This is a genomic window from Romboutsia sp. LXY-2 (genome assembly GCF_056171995.1).
In genome coordinates, this window is the sequence record NZ_JBKFGI010000001.1 from 145,746 (window position 1) to 163,864 (window position 18,119).

The window sequence follows — 18,119 nt, forward strand, 5'->3', positions numbered from 1 at the left end:
TATATATTATAACATTATTCTTTAGTTTAATAAACTAAAGCCCTATGTCATCTTATACGACATAGGGCTTTATATTACTTTTCTTAATTAGATTCAAATACAGTCTGACTATCTATCTCTGTTTGAAGTGCTTTTAATCCTCTTAATACCAAGCTTCTTCTTATCTTCTTACTATCAACATCACTTAAGTTTGGATCACCTAAAGGATATGGTATACCTACTGCTGGTACTATTCTATTTGCGCCTATTGTTAAAGATATCGGAACCACCGTGCATATATGAACAACTGCAATCCCTGCTCTTTCTATTTCTTTTACCATCGTTGCACCGCAACGTGTACAAGTACCTCACGTAGAAGTAAGTATAACAGCCTCAACACCATCTGCTACTAACTTCTTAGCAAAATCTTCACCAAATCCTTTAGCATTACCAACACTTGTTCCAGTACCTGTTGTAGTTACAAAATAATTAGCTAACTCTCCTATTACATTTTCTTTTTCTAAATCTCTTAAAACATCTAGTGGAACTACTAAGTTAGGATTTTCTAGTACATAAGCTCTGTCATATCCTCCATGTATTGTTGTAAAATCATCTTTTGACATAGAGTCCATTCCTGTTAAATCATATATACCATACTTTGTAGCACTTGAAGATTCTATTCTATCTGGGTTATCTGTTGGTACTATACCTCCTGATGTAACTAATGCAACCTTTACTTTTGATATATCAGCTATTGCTTTAGCAGGCTCCACTCTATCAAACACTGGCATTGGATACTCAGTTGTATATTTTTCTTTATTCATTTTCTTAACTAGCATTTCTACTGCTCTTTCAGATCCTCTTAGCTCATGGAAGTAGTTAATTCTTATTCCTCTTTGCATATATCCTTCAACTTCCGGTGGTCCTACTTCTTCGCCTTTTGCTAGTTTTAGACCTATGTTTGCCATCTTAGGAACTGATTTTCTTAAATCTGCTGCTGAGTTTCCAGTTGATACTATATATAAATCTAGCTTAAACATATCAGCACCTGGATTTTCAATATACATTCCTGTGACTACTGGTATATTTAATTCTTCTTCAACTTTTTTACAAATAGTACCACAAGCAACTCCATATCTTCCTGCATTAAAAGCTGGCCCTGCTATAAATAGGTCTGGTTTTTCTTCTTTTATCATTTCTAATAATACTTCACAAGCTTTATCTATATTTTCCCCAAAATATGAATCTCCACAGATTACTGTTGATACTATTTCAGCTTCATCACCTAAGCACTTTTGAAGAGCTAATCCCGGACCTACTATTCCTGCTCTTTTTTCAGGTTTTATATCTGCTTTTTCTTCTCCTCCAATTCCTGCAAAGAAATTGTTTATATAATGAACTACCCTTATTTTACTCATAAAAATTTCCCCCTATTTTTAATATTAATAGTATCTAGCTGTTAGGTGGTTGTATCCATTTGCTATTGTAGAAGCTATTATTATTTGTAGCTCTGCATACATACTTCCATCTTCTTCTATACAACCTTTATATCCACCTATCATCATCTCTACATACTCTAGAGTCCCTATTACTTTATCCATAGCTGGGAAATGTACCACTAAGTTACCTTGGCCACAAGATACCAATGCATCAGCTTCTTTAGTTGCATCAGCTACTGATTGACTCTTACCATCTTTTCCAGGAAACTCATCTGTTATTAATACAACATCTGCCCCTACATCAGTACACTTTTTGCAGTTCATCATTAAGTCTGTATCTGGGTTACCATAGCCTTCTTCTGTTATGATAATTCCATCTACACCTAAGAATTCAGTTAACTTTGCAACCATGTCAGAACTTCTTTCTTTATCCATTAAGAACACATTTTCATTAGTTAATATTACTCCCACAAAGTTTAAATCTTTTCCATGTCTTTTATATAAGTCTTCTATTACAGGATTGTTTAAATGATGGAAGGTAGTTACCTTATCACATGGTGCAACACAGTTTCCTGATATTATAGCTCCATCCATTATTTCTGTAGGATACATAAATGTAGGAACCATCTCTTTTGCATCTACTCCATAATAGTATGTATCATGAAGTAAACCTTGAGATTGTAACATATGAACATAAGCTACTGTTGGAAGATTTTCGTATTCTTTTACTTGTTTTAATAATGGCTTTGTTTCGTAAGTTACTATTTCATCTGGCTCTAATTCTTTACCTGCCTGACCTATATATGTAGCTACCTTAAGGCCTGCCATTCTTGCAGCTGCTTCATAGCTGTGAGTTTCTAAGTTTTCCTTAGGTTCTACTACTACACAAACATTGTTTGTTTGAGAAAATGGTGTATACTTTGCAGTAGGTCCACTCATGTCTATTACACCTTCTTGGAAGCCTACTATACTACCACAAGTAACTACACAAGCTCCTACTAATGCATGAGTTCTTCCTTCTCCTACTGTTTTTACCTTACTTATAACCCCTGGGAATATTCCACTTTCCGAATCTACTTTAACTCTAGGCTCTATACAATCTTTTACTGGAGCAATTCTTATTGATTCTCCCGGTCTAGCTAGCTCAACTTTAACTCCTTTTAATCTTTCATCTTCTAATACTATTTTTTCTATATCCTCTTTATTTACGTAAAGTGTTGATTTTACTACCTTAGTTTCTTCTCCAAATTGTACATCCTTTATAAATATTTTACCTAATTCTAACTTCATTAAAATACCCCCTTTTATTTATAAAGTGTCTTTAATCCTACTAATTAGGTATTAATGATTCTTCTCTAAATCCGTCATAGCATAGTGCATATGGCTTTGGTTTAATGTATTTTCCCTTACCTAATTCCCCTACAAATTTTCCTCTATTAGCTACAAGGCTACCACGTAAAAATACCTTATCAGCTATACCACATCTTTCAAATCCTTCAAATGCCGCATAGTCTGTTCCTTCATAGCTATCTTTATGTGTAATAACACCTCTATAATTAGGATCATATATTACAATATCTGCATCCGAACCTGGAAGTATAGCTCCTTTTTGAGGATATAATCCCACTACTTTTGCAGGTGTAGTTGAGAATATTTCTACAAATCTTTGTCTAGATATTTTACCTTTTTCAACACCTTGAGTCCAAAGCATAACCATTCTATCTTGAACACTAGGGCAACCATTAGGAATTTTTGCAAAATTATTAAGTCCATCTTTTTTCTTTTCAAATCCACCTGCTACAGCTGCATGATCTGAACCTACAGCAAGAAGATAATTATTTTTTATTGCATCCCACATAGCATCAAGATGTTCATCTGTTCTAAGAGCTGGCGAGCAAACATATTTAGCACCTTCAAATTTAGGCTTTTCTAAGAAAGATTGATTTAGAGTAAGATAATGAGTACATGTTTCACCGTATACCGGTAATCCTTTTTCATTAGCATTCTTAATATGTTCCATTGCACCTTTTGATGAAACATGAACTACAAATAAAGGACATTCTGCAAGTTCTGAAAGATAAATAGCTCTTCGTGTAGCTTCATCTTCAACGATAGGAGGTCTTGAATATGCATGATAAACTGGTTCTGTCTTCCCTTGTGCTAATAGCTGATTTTGAAGAGTATAAACCATATCTCCATTTTCAGCATGGACCATAATAGTTATCCCGTAATCTTTAGCTATTTGCATTCCCCTAAATATCAAATCATCTGGTACCATAAATGGAGTGTACTTATACGCCATAAAAAACTTTAGTGTAGTAACACCTGCATCTACCATTTTAGGAATCTCGTCTAGTAAACTATCACTTGTATCCATAACCATTCCATGGAATGAATAATCTGATGATGATTTATCCTTTGCAAATTCTTTGTCTTGTATCTCTATAGATTCGATTATCCCTTTTCCTTTTATTTGAGGAGCAAAGTCAACTATAGTTGTTGTTCCTCCAACAAGTGCAGCATGAGATGTTTCAAAAGAAAGTGTATTAAAAGAACCCATATGAACGTGTTCGTCTACTCCACCTGGCATTACATATTTATTAGAGGCATCTATTACCTCATGGCCATCCTCACATAAGTTAGGACCAATTTTTTTTATTTTTTCTCCTTCTATAAGTATGTCTGAAACATATTCGTCATTAGCAGATATAATCGTACCATTTTTTATAATTATCCCCATTAACATACCTCCTACAAAATTCACTTCGTTCATGTCGCCAACGTCTGTTCGGCAGGCTCACATCCCGTTGCTCAAATTTCACTTTATTCACTTCGTTCAAAATAAGGAGGCACTTTTATTTTGTGCCTCCTAAGTTGGTAAATTATATGTTATTTACATTAAGTAGATTATTTGTTATCCATTTTTCTAGATGGTTTTGTGTATACACTTGAGTCTATTCCCTCTAAGTACTCAACAACTTCTTCAACTGAAACTACATCACAGAATTTAGCTTCCATATCAAATAAGTTCCACTCAACAACACCAGGAACTCTATCTCCTACTGTTCCTCTTGGTACTATTGTTTTGAATCCATATCCTGTAGAGTCCATTACTGTATGTCTAACACATGCACAAGAAGTAGCTCCCATTACTATAAGTGTATCTACTCCTAGGTAGTTAAGTGTTTGAGCTAAATGAGTTCCAAAGAAGTTAGATGCATATTTTTTATGTATAACTGGCTCTTCTGGTTGTGGGTTTAATTTAGGATCTATATCCATCCACTCAGAGTTTATATCAAGAGCACTCATAGGTATTTTTTCATCCCATCTTGGTAAATCCCATTGTGCATCTCCTACGTATCCAGTAGTAGTGTGGAATATTGGTACTCCAGCTTTTCTTCCTGCTTCTAATACTTTTAGTGATTCTGCACAAACTTCTTCAGCTTTATCACAAGTGAATGGGTGTCCTTCGCTCATCCAAGCTTTAGCCATATCTACAGTTGTTATAGCTGGTGCTTTACCATATCCCATCTTTCTCATGAATCCTCTTTCTTTATATACTTCTCTAGCTTCGTCAAAAGCTTTTTTTAATAGTTCCTCATCAAATAGATAGTTATCAACAAATTTAAAATCTTTATTCTTCATAATATAATCTTCCCCCTATGTATTTTATTTAAGGATTTTTTCCTTTGCCTTAATATATAGCAAGGTCCGTGCCAAAAATAAATATAGGTGAAATCAAGTTATATAGCTATTTTTATACTATAAGATAATTTAGTCTTTGCAATTTTGCAAATTTAATTTATCCTAATATCTCCAATTCGTTTAAATAGTGGTTTTATCATTTCTGCAAAGAGAAATAGTTTTTTGCATTATTGCAAAGAGTGTGCAAAATTATCCTAAATTTCTTTATATAATAGATTTTCTTTAATATTTTTTATTTTATTTTGCTATGTTAAACAAAATTGTTGTTAACTATTTATTCCTTAAAATAGGCTATAATATAAGTATAATATATACTTAACATTCCAATAAAAAGGGGGAAACTAAGTGAAATTATATGCAAAACTATTCATATTCATAGCATTTATTAGATTATTTGAGAGTTTATTAAACATAAATAGAAAAAAATTGTCATCTTATGAGTCTAAAAGGTTTGAGGTTTTAGATGATAAATATTATAAGATTGTTTTTATCAGTGACGTTATACTATTTATGATAATCTCAATTATAACTTTATTGTCACCCAAGATAGATAGCCTAGGTTTATACTCTGCTATATGCTCTCTAATGGTTGTATTAACAATAGAGTTTTGTAAGTCTATAGGTTTAAGAAAGATGTATATAAAAAAAATCACATAATATTAAAAGAAATGAATAGTCTTAAGACAATTCAAATTAACTATAAAAATGACTGGTAATTTATAACACATTGAATACAGTATAAAACCAGTCATTTTTAAGTACACATTTTAACAACCAAAATGTTTAACGTATCCTACTATTTAAATTTTAATTTATACTTGTTCATTTTGCGTGACAAAGTAGAATAGTGTATTCCCAAAACCTTTGAAGCTTCTTCTAGGGTATTGTATTTTGTTATTGTATCTTCTATAATTGTTTTTTCGTATAAATTCATAAGATAGTTTAATTTTTCTTTTTGAATTAAATTACTTCCGCTTTTGTAATCGGATATCATTATTTGTGATAAGATTTTTCCTGGTATCATTTCTACTTCTATTGTCTTTTCACTTAAAACAAATAGATATTCAACTAAGTTTTCAAGCTCTCTAACATTCCCAGGATAATCGTATCTTAGGAGATAGTCCTTCGCTTCATTAGATATGTCTTTATGTGTCTTGTACTTATTGTTAAGTTTTTTTATAAAGTAATTTATAAATACTTCTACATCTTCTTGTCTTTCTCTAAGTGGAGGTATTGTAATTGGAAAAACATTAAGTCTAAAGAAAAGATCTTGTCTAAACTTTTTATTTTCTACTTCTTGTTCTAAGTTTCTGTTTGTAGCTGCAATTACCCTTATATCAAGTTTGATACGATTTTTTCCACCTACTCTTGTAATCTCTTTTTCTTGAATAGCACGTAGTAATTTTGATTGTACTGATAGTTCTAACTCTCCTATCTCATCAAGAAATAAAGTACCTTCATTTGCAAGTTCAAAGAATCCTATTTTTCCATTAGAAGAAGCCCCCGTAAAAGCCCCCTTTTCATATCCAAATAGCTCTGATTCAAATAGCTCTTTTGGTATTGCTGCACAGTTTACTTTTATAAATATATTATCTTTTCTTGAGCTTAGGTTATGAATATATTTACTTAATACTTCTTTACCAGTTCCTGATTCCCCATATATCATAACTGTAGAGTCAAACATAGCTACCTTTGCTGCAAGATTTTCAGTATCTTTCATTGCTTTACTTACAAAGATATAGTCTTTGTTTTTGTTTATTATACTTTTCAAGTGGCTAATCTCTTGATTTGCTTTTTCCTCTTTAGCAATATGTCCTTTTATTACTTCTTTTAATTTTATAAGATCTTCTATATCTCTAGTATTGTTTACTACACCTATAATATTTTTATCATTATCAAATATAGGCTTTGCAGAGCTAATAGCTGACTTGCCAGTTATGTATCTATGTCTTGTAGAAATAGATTTTTTATTTTTTAATACTTCTAAAGATATTGCTCTGTTTATAGTTTTATTGCTTAAAAGAGTTGTTAGGTTTTTGTTTATTATATCTTCTCTTTTTAAGCCTGTTATATCTTCATATTGTGAATTTACATATATTATATTTCCTTCTCCATCTGTAATCAGTATTCCATCATAAGATGAGTCAATGGCATACTTATAAAAGCTGCTATTCAAAATTACTCCCCCTTTATTACTGACAACTAATTATTAATTATCTACTTTAATGATTTATTCTATTAATAATTGTCATATCCTTTAGTTATAGAAAGTATTGTCTAAATTAAGATTATTTTCTTATATTATATATAAAAGCCCTAAGTCATAAATCACGACTCAGGGCTTACTTATCTCCTATCACTAGTACGTCTGATTGCTAGTGAAGTGGTATTTTAATTTAATATTTCATTTTCTCTGGTATTACTCCTCTTACACCACCTTGTGGTGCATTGGTATCACCTTTGTATCTTGGGATTAAATGGACATGTACGTGCATTACTGTTTGTCCTGAGTCTTCACCACAGTTTACTCCTACATTGTAGGCATCTGGTGAGTATTTTTCATCTAGTAGTTTTTTACCTTCGTCTACTAGTTCAAATATTTTATCTCTTTCTTCTTTTGTTATGTCAAAGAAGTCTTTTACATGTCTTTTAGGTATGAAAAGCATGTGACCTTTGTTTACTGGAAATTTATCAAAAATTGCAAATGCAAGTTCATTTTCTAGTATGTAATCTTCTATATCACAAAATATGCAGCTCATTTTTTCCTCCTTGTTTCTGTCTTTTTCCTTAAAAAATATTTTCTAGTATAATTTTATATAATTAATCATGTTTTAACAATTTGTTTTTGATTATTTTTACAAAAAACCCCCTGCGTCTCGAATTTCGACTTAGGGGATTTTCTTCTCTTATTTATATAAATGACAACATACTTTATTTCCATTATCAACAATCTTCCAATTAGGACTTTCTTTTTCGCAAATATCTAACTTATATGGGCACCTAGTATGAAAACCACAACCATTAGGTATATTAACAGCACTAGGAATACTTCCTTTTAATATAATTCTTTCTTTAACTTCCCTTGGATTTTGTATTGGTACAGATGATATTAATGCCTTTGTATATGGATGTTTTGGATTATTATAAACCTCTTTTGCATTACCATACTCAACAATCTTTCCTAAATACATAACAGCTATTTCATCACAAAATGATTTAACTACACTAAAATTGTGTGAAATAAATAAATATGTTAGTCCAAATTTATCTTTTAAATCTAGCATTAAGTTTAGAATTTGAGATTGAACTGATACATCTAATGCAGCAGTTGGCTCATCACAAACAATAAATTTAGGATTCATAGCTAAAGCTCTGGCTATTCCAATCCTTTGTCTTTGACCACCGCTAAACTCATGAGGATATCTAAATATACTGGTAGAATCCATACCACATAGATTTAGTATTTCTATAGTTTTATCTTCTACTTTATCTTTAGTAACTATATTATGTTTCTTTATTCCTTCAGCTACAATTTGACCTACACTTTTTCTAGGATCTAAACTTGCATATGGATCTTGAAATATTATTTGTATATCACGTCTTAAATTCATCATTTCTTTAGATGATATTTTGATATTATTCTCAACATCAAATAATACATCTTTACCATTATAAACAACTTTTCCACCTGTAGGAGATGTTAATCCTAAAATAGTTTTTCCGATAGTTGATTTTCCACATCCTGATTCACCAACTAATCCAAGTATGGTATTTTCTTTTATTGAAAAACTTACATCATCTACTGACTTTACATATTGATTATTTTTGCTGAATGCTTTCTTTCTAATTGGATAGTATTTTTTAAGATTCGAAACTTCAAATATAATTTTATTACTATCACTCTTAACCTTACTCTTGCTATTACTATTACTATTACTATTACTATTACTATTACTATTCATTATTTCACATCTCCTTTCTCAAGTTTTTTAGCATTAATACATCTTATCTTATGCCCATTTTCTAACTCTACCATATTAGGGTTTTCTTTAGTGCACTCAACAGAACTCTCCAAGCACCTTTTATAATAAGGGCATCCCTTTACTTCTTCATACAAGTTAGGAACATTTCCTTCTATAGAGTTAAACCTTCCATTAAAATTATCTGGCATTGCATCTAATAGTGCCCTTGAATATGGATGTTTTGCATTATCAAAAAACTCGCCTACACTACATTCTTCTACTACTTGTCCAAAATACATAACCGCTACTCTTTGAGCTAATTCTGCAATCACACCTAAATCATGAGTAATTAATATAATTCCACTATTACTTTCCTCTTTTATATCCTTAAGTAAATCTATTATCTCAGCTTGTGTTGTAACATCTAGTGCAGTTGTAGGCTCATCTGCAATTAGAATATCTGGATTACAAATCATACCCATAGCAATCATTATTCTTTGTTTCAACCCGCCACTTAGTTCAAATGGGTACTTATTTAAAACAGATTTTGGATCAGGTATTTTTAATTTTTCTAATAAATCTATTAACTCTTCCTTACAATTATTTTTCTTATCAGGTCTATGTATTTTATAAACCTCTCTTAATTGTTTATATACTGTTGTTACAGGATTTAGTGATGTCATAGGTTCTTGGAATATCATAGATATTTTATCTCCTCTTACCTTGCACATCTCTTTTTCTTTTAGCTTCAATAAGTCTTTTCCCTTAAATACTATTTCTCCTGAATCTATTTTTCCCGAAGCATTATTTATAAGACCCATTATAGCTAATGAGGTTACACTTTTTCCACTACCCGATTCTCCAACTATTCCTAACACTTCTTTAGGATTAACATTTAAGCTTACTCCCTTTACAGCCTGAACTCTACCCATTGCTGAATTGAAGGAAACTTTTAGGTCTTTAACTTCTAATATACTCATTATCATTTCCTCCTTATTATTTAATTTTAGGATCTAGTGCATCACGTAGACCGTCCCCTACAAAATTTATAGATAAAACAGTTAATATTATCAAACTTCCTGCTGGTATCCACAACCACCATTCTCTCTGTAAAGTTCCGATATTTTGTGCTGCTATAAGCATATTACCCCAGCTAGGTTGTGGTAACTTTACACCTATACCTAAGAAACTTAATGAAGCTTCTGTTAAGATTCCATTAGCTATAGCAAGTGTTGCAGCAACTAGCACTGGAGATAGTATATTTGGCAATATATGATTTCTTATTATTTCAAAAGAAGATAGTCCCATAGCCTTTGCAGCTAATATATAGTCGTTCTCCTTCAATGATAATATTTCAGCTCTTACTATTCTTGCAATATTTGGCCACATTAAAAAACCTATTATTATGATTAAATTTTTTACACCTGGTCCAGTTATCGCTGCAACTGATACTGCAATAACAAAGAATGGAAAGCACATAATAATATCTATTATTCTCATTATAATTTTATCTACTATACCACCAAAGTAGCCAGCTATTGCTCCTAAAGTCACACCTATTAATAGCTGAACTGTCATAGATGCAATTCCAACCAATATTGATACCCTTCCACCATATATTAATCTTGTAAAAACATCTCTACCCAAATCATCTGTACCCAAAATATAATCTTTACTTGGTGGCATTTTTATATTAAATAAATCAGTTTCACTAATAGTATAGTTTGTAAGTAAAGGTGCACATATAGATATTATTACTAATGCCACTATTATAAAAAGTCCAGCTACTGCTAACTTATTTTTTAAAAACTTACGAAATGATATTTCAGTTAGTGATACATATTTTTCATCCTTATTTTTTTTAATAATAGTTGTAGTCATATAGCCCTCCCTATTGCTCTAATCTTATTCTTGGATCAACTACCACATATAATATATCTGCTACAATATTTGCAATTACAATTACTACTGCAATAAGCATTGTTATTCCCATTACTAACATATAGTCTCTATTCATTATTGCATTATAGTTTAATGTACCTATACCCGGCCATACAAACACAGTTTCTGTAATTAAAGCACCTGAAACTAATGATGGCAGTTGTAAACATAGTACTGTTATTATAGAAATCATTGAATTTCTTAATCCATGAGTCCATATTGCTTTATTTTTAGTAAGCCCCTTAGCTTGAGCTGTTCTCATATAATCTTGGCTAAGTGTATCTATCATTGATGATCTTGTATATCTTATCAGTGTAGCTGTTTGAGTAAGTGATAAAACAGTAACTGGCAAAATCATATGTTTAATAATATCCATAAGACGTGAAATACCAGTATAGCTAGCTGTCAACGTCTCCATACCTGATGATGGAAGTATAGCTAAATCATATCCAAACCACTTAACAAGTAATAATGCAAAGAAAAATGTTGGTATAGAAATACCTATAAATGAAATAAAGGTTATTATATAATCAATCCATGTATTAGATTTTGAAGCAGTTACTACACCTATTACTATTGCTAATACTGAACTTATAACAAATGATACTATTGATATTAATATAGTATTTTTTAGTGCTTCAACTATAATTGAAAATGCTGGTGCATTATATTGAGTTGAATAACCAAAGTCTCCTGTTAGTGCTCTTCCTATCCATTTTATATACTGAACATAAATTGGATCATAATATCCAAGTGATCTTAGTTTTTGTTCTATTACTTCTGGCCCTAAGTTAGGGTCAATCATATTTAGGTATGGGTTACCCGGTTGCATATGAATTAATGTAAACACCGTTACAGATACACCAAACAACACAATAAGTGCAACCCCAATTCTTTTAAGCAAGAATTTAGCCATAACTTTAATCTCCTCCCATGTAAAAATATTTTAAATCCTATTCACCTTAAAAAATGGGTTGTTTTCAAGAAACAACCCACTTAGTCTAATATCTATTTAATTGACCAATTGTGAACATTGTAGAATTCATTAAATGTTGATGGCTCATATCCTTCTAACTTAGGATTATATACTCTTTCTATATCTTGACAGAATAAGTATGCTTGAGGAACATCTTGATTTAATATTTGCCCAAACTTAGAATAAATCTCTTTTCTTTGAGCTTGATCTAATACTGCATTTCCTTCTTCAATTAATTTATCTGTTTCTGGATTTTCATATGCAACTATGTTGTATCCTACTACACCTTTATCATGAGATATAGCATCTGAATGCCACATTGCTCTTGGGTCTGGATCTAATGATAATGTATTACCCATCATATATAAATCAAAGTCATGATTTGCAACTACTTTATCCATAACAGCTGAGAATTCCATAGATTCAATATCTACTTTCACTCCTATAGCCTTTAAGTTCTCTTGAATTACTACTGCAGTTTTTTCTCTTACTGGATTATCAGTTTGGCAAACTAGTTTTAACTCTAGCTTTTCACCTTTACTATTTTCAACTATTCCATCTTTAGCTTTATCTTCCCATCCAGCTTCTTTTAATAGATCTTTAGCTTTTTGTTCATCATAGTTATAATCATTTAATAATGACTCATTTGGGTATGCCCAAAGAGATGGAAGCATTGGAGCATTAACAACTTGTCCACGACCTTCAACAACATTATCAACTATTCCTTGGCGATTTATTGCATGCATAAACGCTTGACGAACTTTAACATCTTTTAATTCTTCTTTTCTTAAGTTGAATCCCATATATGTAAATTGGAAGTTAGGATATGCTTCTGTTTTATATCCTTCTTTAACTAAAGCATCTATATCTGCTTTTCTTAAAGCTTCAACATTTGCTATATCTATAGAAGCATTTTTAAATTCTGCTTGCGTAGTATCTGCGTTTATAACTTTGAATACTAAATTAGGAGTTTTAACTTCCCCTCCAAAGAAATCAGATACAGCTTGGAACTTAACAAAAGATCCACTTTTGTATTCAGTTAATTTATATGGTCCACATCCTATTGGGTTGTTTAACAATTGAGTTTGATTTTTCCATTCTCCTGGAGCAATATCTCCCCATATATGTTCTGGTAATATATTTACTGTTCCTAAGTTTGTAACTGCTGGTGCATATGTATTTTCAAATACTATTTCAACAGTGTCTTCATCTACTACTTTTATACCTTCTACACTCTTTGCTTTACCATCATGGTATTCTTTAGCACCTTTTATATTTTGAACATCACCATAGTAGCCACCTGTATAGTCTCCAGCTGCCATGCTAGTAAATGTGAACGCTACATCTTCTGCTGTAACCTTTTCTCCATCATGCCAAGTAGCGTTTTCTTTTAGATCATAAGTTATTGTTTTTTCATCATCAGATATTTTGTAATCCTTAGCTAAATATGGTTCTAACTCACCCTTTGGATTTACAGTCATTAGAGAGGCATATGCTACTGAATTTACATAGTTATCTATAGATATGTTTGATATAAGAGGATTAAATATCCCTTGTGGTGACATATTCATAGAATATACTATTGTATCTTTGGCACCTTGGTTTTCGCTTGAGGCATTTCCCTTATCAGAACTACATCCTGCTAATGTTGTTGCTAGCATAGTTGTTGATAAAAGTACACTAATTAATTTTTTTGATTTCATATATATCCCCCGTACTTTGTCATTTTATGGAATTAACCCACGTCTTCTATTATAATCACTCCTTATTTATTAGTAAAATTGCTTGTATCTATATGTTATGTTTCAGATATAGTTTTTTTCTATTCGATTTCTAATTATATAAGAACTGCGGTTGATTTAGTTGATAATAGGTTGAGAATTATATGATTGATTAAAGCCCTAGGTCATGTTTTTTGACTTAGGGCTTTTGATACTTTTTATTTATGATTAGCTTTTTAGTTTTTATTTTTTGTATAGCATTTCTAGGTGCTCTATATCATCTTCTAGGTAGATTTCTGATACTTGTTCAAATCCTAGGCTTTTGTAGAAGTCTATAAGGTAGGCTTGTGCTGATATTCTTATTTCATTTTCATTCATAGTTTCTGTTATGAATTCTATTGCTTGTTTTAGCATTTCTTTTGATAATCCATTTTTTCTGTGGGGTTTTTTTGTTAGTACTCTTCCTATTGAGGTTTCTTTGTAAGAGATTCCTTTTGGGATTATTCTTGAGTATGCTATTATTTGGTTGTTTTCTTCTAGGTACAGGTGGTATGATGCTAGGTCTTTTGTGTCTATATCTTGGTATATGCAGTTTTGTTCTACTACGAATACTTCTGATCTTACTTTAAGTATTTCGTATAATTCTTTTGTACTTAGTTCATCAAATTTTTTAATTTTCCAGTTCATTATGTCTTCTTCCTTTTTCTTATTTGGCATCATTTTCAAATCTATTTTTATAATACTCTTTTGTTCTAAATTCAATAGCATCCTTAACATTATTTAAGAATACTTCATTATTAATAAATTGCTTTAACTCTTTGTTTAAGCATACTTTATCATCTTCAATATAGAAAAATTCACTACTACTTTTGCATAAGAAATGTACAGGATTTTTTCTTGCTAAGTTTATATATTGTTGCGGTTTCCAATCCCTAAACTTTGAGGTAGACTTATCTCTTAACATATCAACTGCATTTGAACCTTTATGGTAGAATTCTTTAAAAGACTTATATAAATCCTCATCATTTATCTCAAGTTTCATTTCTCCATTATTATAAAATGCTAGTATTACTGGAATTTTATAAGTTTTGCTCATACTAGTATTTTCAATAAATTTTATAAATTCATATCCAATACCATCAAGAGCTGTTTTTTCATCTGTATCAAAATCTCCAACACTATCTAAGTATCCTATATAATCTTTAAATACATTAACCTTTGCTTTCTTTTTCATATTAGAATAAACATCATCATCCATGTATGTAAATAACTCTACCCTTGATGGTATATGCCCTAAGTCTTCTTTTACTTTAAAGTATTCTTCTTTTATAAAATCCTCTAACTTTTGATTAGCTTTTTGCATTCTTTCAAAAATATCTATTATTCTAAAGTCAAAATCAACAAAGCAATCTTCAGGATAATTTTCTTCACATAGGGGGTCGTGTTTCTTTACGCCTTCTTTTGGTGAAGTATTTCCTGATAACAGCAATGGTACTAAATTTGCTTTTTTATAGTTTCCTATAAAATCTAGAACGTTAAGATATTTTTTACTTTTGTCTTTTCTAAGTCCCCTTCCTAACTGTTGCAAGAACACGGTTGGAGACTCTGTTGGTCTTAAGAATAAAACCATATCTATACTCTTAACATCTAACCCCTCATTGAACATATCTACTGAAAAGATTATCTGTAAATCTTCATCTCTAAGTTTCTTTAAAGCTATACTTCTTTCTTCGTTATATTCACCTTCGTTACCACTATACACTGCACATGCGCTTATACCATTTTCATTAAAATATTTAGCCATAAACTCAGCATGAGCTTTACTTGTACAAAATCCAAGTGCCCTTTTAGACTTATATTTTTTGTAGTGGTTTAGAATTAACTCTGCTCTATTATTAATACTTAAAGCTGTCTCTAGTTCTTTTTCATTGTACTTACCATTCTTAAACTCTATATCATCATAATCTATACTGTCATCATAAATTCCATAATATCTAAAGGGTACTAACCATCCTTTATCAATTGCATTTTTAAGGGTTACTTCATATACAGTGTTATAATCACAAATACTAAATACATCTTTATTATCTAGCCTATCTGGTGTTGCCGTTATACCTAGCATAAACTTTGGCTCAAAGTAGTTTATTATGTTTTGATAGTTTTTTGATACTGCATGATGAAATTCATCTACTACTACATAATCAAAATAGTCTTTTGAAAAATACTTTTCATTTAGGTATTCAGGTTTACCTAAACTTTGTACTGAAGCAAAGATTATGTCTTTATCAGTATCTTTGGTTGAATTCATAAAGAATCCCATGTTGTATTCTTCTTCACTTATGCTATCCTTATTGTTTAAGTCATAAGAATATGCACTAGAGCTATCAGCTACTTTTTCATAATCTTCACTATTACTATTAATTATTTTATCTCTTCTTATATTTTTAAAACTATCATAAGCTTGTTTAAGTATTTCTTCTCTATGAGCAACAAATAATATCTTTTCATATTCTCTACTGTCAAAAGCTGCTAAGTAGGTTTTCCCTATTCCTGTTGCTGCTACTACAAGCCCTTTATCATTTCCTTCTTCTCTAGTCTTTTTTAGCTCATACAGTGCTTCTATTTGTGCTCCTCTTGGTTCAAATAAATCTACCATTTTAGGTTCATCATAAGAGTAATTTAGTTCTTCTTTTTTGCTTTCTGCTCCCAGGTTTAACTTTGGCTTTTTCCATGTTTTTGAATATCTTTCAAGTTCTTGGTCGTTTACTATTATTGATTCGTTGTTAAACAAGTCTTCAAACATATTTTTGAAGTATGTAAAGTCTTCTAGGTTTTGTTCTTTATCTATTCTATAGTTCCATTCTATTCCACTGGTCCATGCTGATCTTGAAAGGTTGGATGATCCTATGAAGATTTCGCCTCCATTGTTGTATTCAAACATGTATGCTTTTGCGTGAAAGCTTCTTTTTGTATCACTATAAAATCTTAGGTCTAGGTTGTCTCCTAGAAGATCTTTGATTAGGTATAGTGCTGATGGCTGAGTTATATTTAAATAGTTTCCTGTAAGTATTCTTATTGGAATGTTTTTATCTTTTATTAATTTTAGGTCTTCTTGGATTAGTTTTACTCCTGATTCCATTAAGAAGGAAACTATGATATCTATTGATTTTGCGTTGTGTATGCTTTGCTGTAGGTGTTTGTACAGGTGGTCTTGGTGACCTGTTATACAGTTTAGGTTCATAGCTTTTTCCTTTCTTTGTTCTAATAGTTATATTTTAACATGTTTTGACAGATTAGATTCTTACATTTATAATTTTAGGTAGAATTATTAATTGGAGGTTTTTTATGAATGTTTATGATAAATTGGTAAGGGATAGGATTCCTGAGATTATAGAGGCTAGTGGTAAGAAGTGTGAGGTTGAGGTTGTTAGTGATGAGGTAGCTTTAGAGTACCTTTATAAGAAGTTAGAGGAAGAGGTTAGTGAGCTTTTAGAGGATAAGAATCTTGAGGAGATTGCTGATGTTATGGAAGTTCTTTTTGGTATTGCTTGTAAGATGGGCTATTCTGAAGAGGATATTCTTAAGAAGAGGGATGAGAAGAATTCTAAAAATGGTGGATTTAAGGAAGGTATTGTACTTAAAAGTGTTTATTAATATAATTGCATATATACAATTATCCCATCCTAATTAAGGTATGGGATAATTTTTCTATTATAAAAATTTATGTGATGTAATAATTGAGAATGTATCATCTAAAGTTATATTTGACTCTTTAATAAAAGCTATTGAAGCCTTCTATGGCTTTATATAGCCTTGGCTTAAGTAAAATTTAAAAGGTGTCTTTCTATATCTTCTTAATATTCGCTATTATTTAACCTTTCCGCTTCATTTTCTTCATTTAACCGATATTCTCTTTGATATTTTTCTTGTGATTCTTCTAACTATAGATTGTAATTTTGTTTTGGATATTTAAATATCTTCTCTGTTACGTTAGCTTTTCTTACATTCAGAACTGTCGGCTTTCTATATGATTCTAATACCTCTTTTGGCAGGACTATTCCATCTATTTCTTTTCTTCTAAATTCTATCTGTTTGATCAAGAATAAAAGCATAAGATTCAACCTATGCTTAAGTACTATTTTTTATATTTGTATTTCTTTAACTCTTCCTACTATGCCACTTTCAAGCATTACTTTTATTTAATGGTGATGATTTTGTGAATTAGTAAGAATTCTTTTTACTATTCATTCAGTTAACTTTCCAATTCTTTGGTCTTGTTTTTGTACTGCATATACTTTTGACCCTATTTTTATATCACTTCTTTTAGTTACGACCATAATTTATACCTCTTGCTTTCTTGTAAGATATTTTATTATATCCAAGATATCTATATAAA

General features: G+C 30.8%; 17 protein-coding genes. 2 read left to right on the forward strand and 15 right to left on the reverse strand.

The window, feature by feature from the left end:
- Positions 1-83: 83 nt before the first annotated feature.
- From grdF to ACI48P_RS00710, 4 genes are all read right to left on the reverse strand, one after another.
- Complete coding sequence (grdF, locus tag ACI48P_RS00695; RefSeq protein ID WP_475212464.1) at positions 84-1,397, reverse strand: sarcosine reductase complex component B subunit beta; 1,314 nt, start codon at positions 1,395-1,397, stop codon at positions 84-86.
- Between the two features lie 24 nt (positions 1,398-1,421).
- Positions 1,422-2,708 carry a sarcosine reductase complex component B subunit alpha gene (gene grdG / locus ACI48P_RS00700; protein WP_475212465.1) on the reverse strand — a complete coding sequence of 429 codons (1,287 nt, stop codon included), beginning with the start codon at positions 2,706-2,708 and terminating at the stop codon, positions 1,422-1,424.
- 40 nt (positions 2,709-2,748) lie between these two features.
- A complete protein-coding gene (hydA, locus tag ACI48P_RS00705; RefSeq protein ID WP_475212467.1) occupies positions 2,749-4,158 on the reverse strand; it encodes a dihydropyrimidinase in 1,410 nt (469 codons plus the stop codon).
- Positions 4,159-4,325: 167 nt separating this feature from the next.
- Positions 4,326-5,063 carry an isochorismatase family protein gene (locus tag ACI48P_RS00710; RefSeq protein WP_475212469.1) on the reverse strand — a complete coding sequence of 246 codons (738 nt, stop codon included), beginning with the start codon at positions 5,061-5,063 and terminating at the stop codon, positions 4,326-4,328.
- A gap of 405 nt (positions 5,064-5,468) precedes the next feature.
- On the opposite strand from ACI48P_RS00710, the gene ACI48P_RS00715 reads away from it, so the two are divergent.
- A complete protein-coding gene (locus tag ACI48P_RS00715; protein WP_475212470.1) occupies positions 5,469-5,780 on the forward strand; it encodes a hypothetical protein in 312 nt (103 codons plus the stop codon).
- 139 nt (positions 5,781-5,919) lie between these two features.
- Here the strand turns inward: ACI48P_RS00715 and ACI48P_RS00720 are convergent, their stop codons facing one another.
- From ACI48P_RS00720 to ACI48P_RS00760, 9 genes are all read right to left on the reverse strand, one after another.
- Entirely contained in the window at positions 5,920-7,299 is a 1,380-nt protein-coding gene (locus ACI48P_RS00720) for a sigma-54 interaction domain-containing protein (RefSeq protein ID WP_475212472.1), read from the reverse strand.
- A 220-nt stretch (positions 7,300-7,519) separates the two neighbouring features.
- Positions 7,520-7,882: an HIT family protein gene (locus ACI48P_RS00725; protein WP_475212474.1), complete on the reverse strand. Its 363-nt coding sequence runs from the start codon at positions 7,880-7,882 to the stop codon at positions 7,520-7,522.
- 147 nt (positions 7,883-8,029) lie between these two features.
- Positions 8,030-9,085 (reverse strand): ABC transporter ATP-binding protein, encoded by a 1,056-nt coding sequence (locus tag ACI48P_RS00730; protein ID WP_475212476.1) that lies wholly within the window; start codon positions 9,083-9,085, stop codon positions 8,030-8,032.
- Positions 9,085-10,065 carry an ABC transporter ATP-binding protein gene (locus tag ACI48P_RS00735; protein WP_475212478.1) on the reverse strand — a complete coding sequence of 327 codons (981 nt, stop codon included), beginning with the start codon at positions 10,063-10,065 and terminating at the stop codon, positions 9,085-9,087. The genes ACI48P_RS00730 and ACI48P_RS00735 overlap by 1 nt, the downstream gene beginning before the upstream one ends.
- A 16-nt stretch (positions 10,066-10,081) precedes the next feature.
- Positions 10,082-10,966, reverse strand: a complete 885-nt coding sequence (gene opp4C, locus ACI48P_RS00740; protein ID WP_475212480.1) for an oligopeptide ABC transporter permease — start codon at positions 10,964-10,966, stop codon at positions 10,082-10,084.
- A 10-nt stretch (positions 10,967-10,976) separates the two neighbouring features.
- Complete coding sequence (locus ACI48P_RS00745) at positions 10,977-11,942, reverse strand: ABC transporter permease (RefSeq protein ID WP_475212482.1); 966 nt, start codon at positions 11,940-11,942, stop codon at positions 10,977-10,979.
- Positions 11,943-12,034: 92 nt separating this feature from the next.
- Entirely contained in the window at positions 12,035-13,705 is a 1,671-nt protein-coding gene (locus ACI48P_RS00750) for an ABC transporter substrate-binding protein (protein WP_475212484.1), read from the reverse strand.
- Between the two features lie 261 nt (positions 13,706-13,966).
- A complete protein-coding gene (locus tag ACI48P_RS00755; protein ID WP_475212485.1) occupies positions 13,967-14,410 on the reverse strand; it encodes a GNAT family N-acetyltransferase in 444 nt (147 codons plus the stop codon).
- A 19-nt stretch (positions 14,411-14,429) separates the two neighbouring features.
- Positions 14,430-16,964 carry a DEAD/DEAH box helicase family protein gene (locus ACI48P_RS00760; protein WP_475212487.1) on the reverse strand — a complete coding sequence of 845 codons (2,535 nt, stop codon included), beginning with the start codon at positions 16,962-16,964 and terminating at the stop codon, positions 14,430-14,432.
- A 104-nt stretch (positions 16,965-17,068) separates the two neighbouring features.
- Here ACI48P_RS00760 and ACI48P_RS00765 point away from each other — a divergent pair, with 104 nt between their 5' ends.
- The gene (locus tag ACI48P_RS00765) at positions 17,069-17,377 is read left to right on the forward strand and encodes a phosphoribosyl-ATP pyrophosphohydrolase (RefSeq protein ID WP_475212489.1); all 309 of its coding nucleotides are present in this window, start codon (positions 17,069-17,071) and stop codon (positions 17,375-17,377) included.
- A gap of 287 nt (positions 17,378-17,664) precedes the next feature.
- On the opposite strand, the gene ACI48P_RS00770 is transcribed toward ACI48P_RS00765, so the two are convergent.
- Both ACI48P_RS00770 and ACI48P_RS00775 read right to left on the reverse strand, forming a co-directional pair.
- Complete coding sequence (locus ACI48P_RS00770; protein ID WP_475212491.1) at positions 17,665-17,835, reverse strand: hypothetical protein; 171 nt, start codon at positions 17,833-17,835, stop codon at positions 17,665-17,667.
- 132 nt (positions 17,836-17,967) lie between these two features.
- Positions 17,968-18,060 carry a DUF2196 domain-containing protein gene (locus ACI48P_RS00775; protein ID WP_475212493.1) on the reverse strand — a complete coding sequence of 31 codons (93 nt, stop codon included), beginning with the start codon at positions 18,058-18,060 and terminating at the stop codon, positions 17,968-17,970.
- Positions 18,061-18,119 lie beyond the last annotated feature (59 nt).

Coding starts and splice junctions, on each gene's coding strand:
- ACI48P_RS00730 (WP_475212476.1), bottom strand. CDS start 9,085: ATGAATAGTAATAGTAATAGTAATAGTAATAGTAATAGTAATAGCAAG.
- ACI48P_RS00710 (WP_475212469.1), bottom strand. CDS start 5,063: ATGAAGAATAAAGATTTTAAATTTGTTGATAACTATCTATTTGATGAG.
- ACI48P_RS00775 (WP_475212493.1), bottom strand. CDS start 18,060: ATGGTCGTAACTAAAAGAAGTGATATAAAAATAGGGTCAAAAGTATAT.
- ACI48P_RS00770 (WP_475212491.1), bottom strand. CDS start 17,835: ATGCTTTTATTCTTGATCAAACAGATAGAATTTAGAAGAAAAGAAATA.
- opp4C (WP_475212480.1), bottom strand. CDS start 10,966: ATGACTACAACTATTATTAAAAAAAATAAGGATGAAAAATATGTATCA.
- ACI48P_RS00755 (WP_475212485.1), bottom strand. CDS start 14,410: ATGAACTGGAAAATTAAAAAATTTGATGAACTAAGTACAAAAGAATTA.
- ACI48P_RS00735 (WP_475212478.1), bottom strand. CDS start 10,065: ATGAGTATATTAGAAGTTAAAGACCTAAAAGTTTCCTTCAATTCAGCA.
- ACI48P_RS00760 (WP_475212487.1), bottom strand. CDS start 16,964: ATGAACCTAAACTGTATAACAGGTCACCAAGACCACCTGTACAAACAC.
- ACI48P_RS00725 (WP_475212474.1), bottom strand. CDS start 7,882: ATGAGCTGCATATTTTGTGATATAGAAGATTACATACTAGAAAATGAA.
- ACI48P_RS00745 (WP_475212482.1), bottom strand. CDS start 11,942: ATGGCTAAATTCTTGCTTAAAAGAATTGGGGTTGCACTTATTGTGTTG.
- ACI48P_RS00765 (WP_475212489.1), top strand. CDS start 17,069: ATGAATGTTTATGATAAATTGGTAAGGGATAGGATTCCTGAGATTATA.
- grdG (WP_475212465.1), bottom strand. CDS start 2,708: ATGAAGTTAGAATTAGGTAAAATATTTATAAAGGATGTACAATTTGGA.
- hydA (WP_475212467.1), bottom strand. CDS start 4,158: ATGGGGATAATTATAAAAAATGGTACGATTATATCTGCTAATGACGAA.
- ACI48P_RS00750 (WP_475212484.1), bottom strand. CDS start 13,705: ATGAAATCAAAAAAATTAATTAGTGTACTTTTATCAACAACTATGCTA.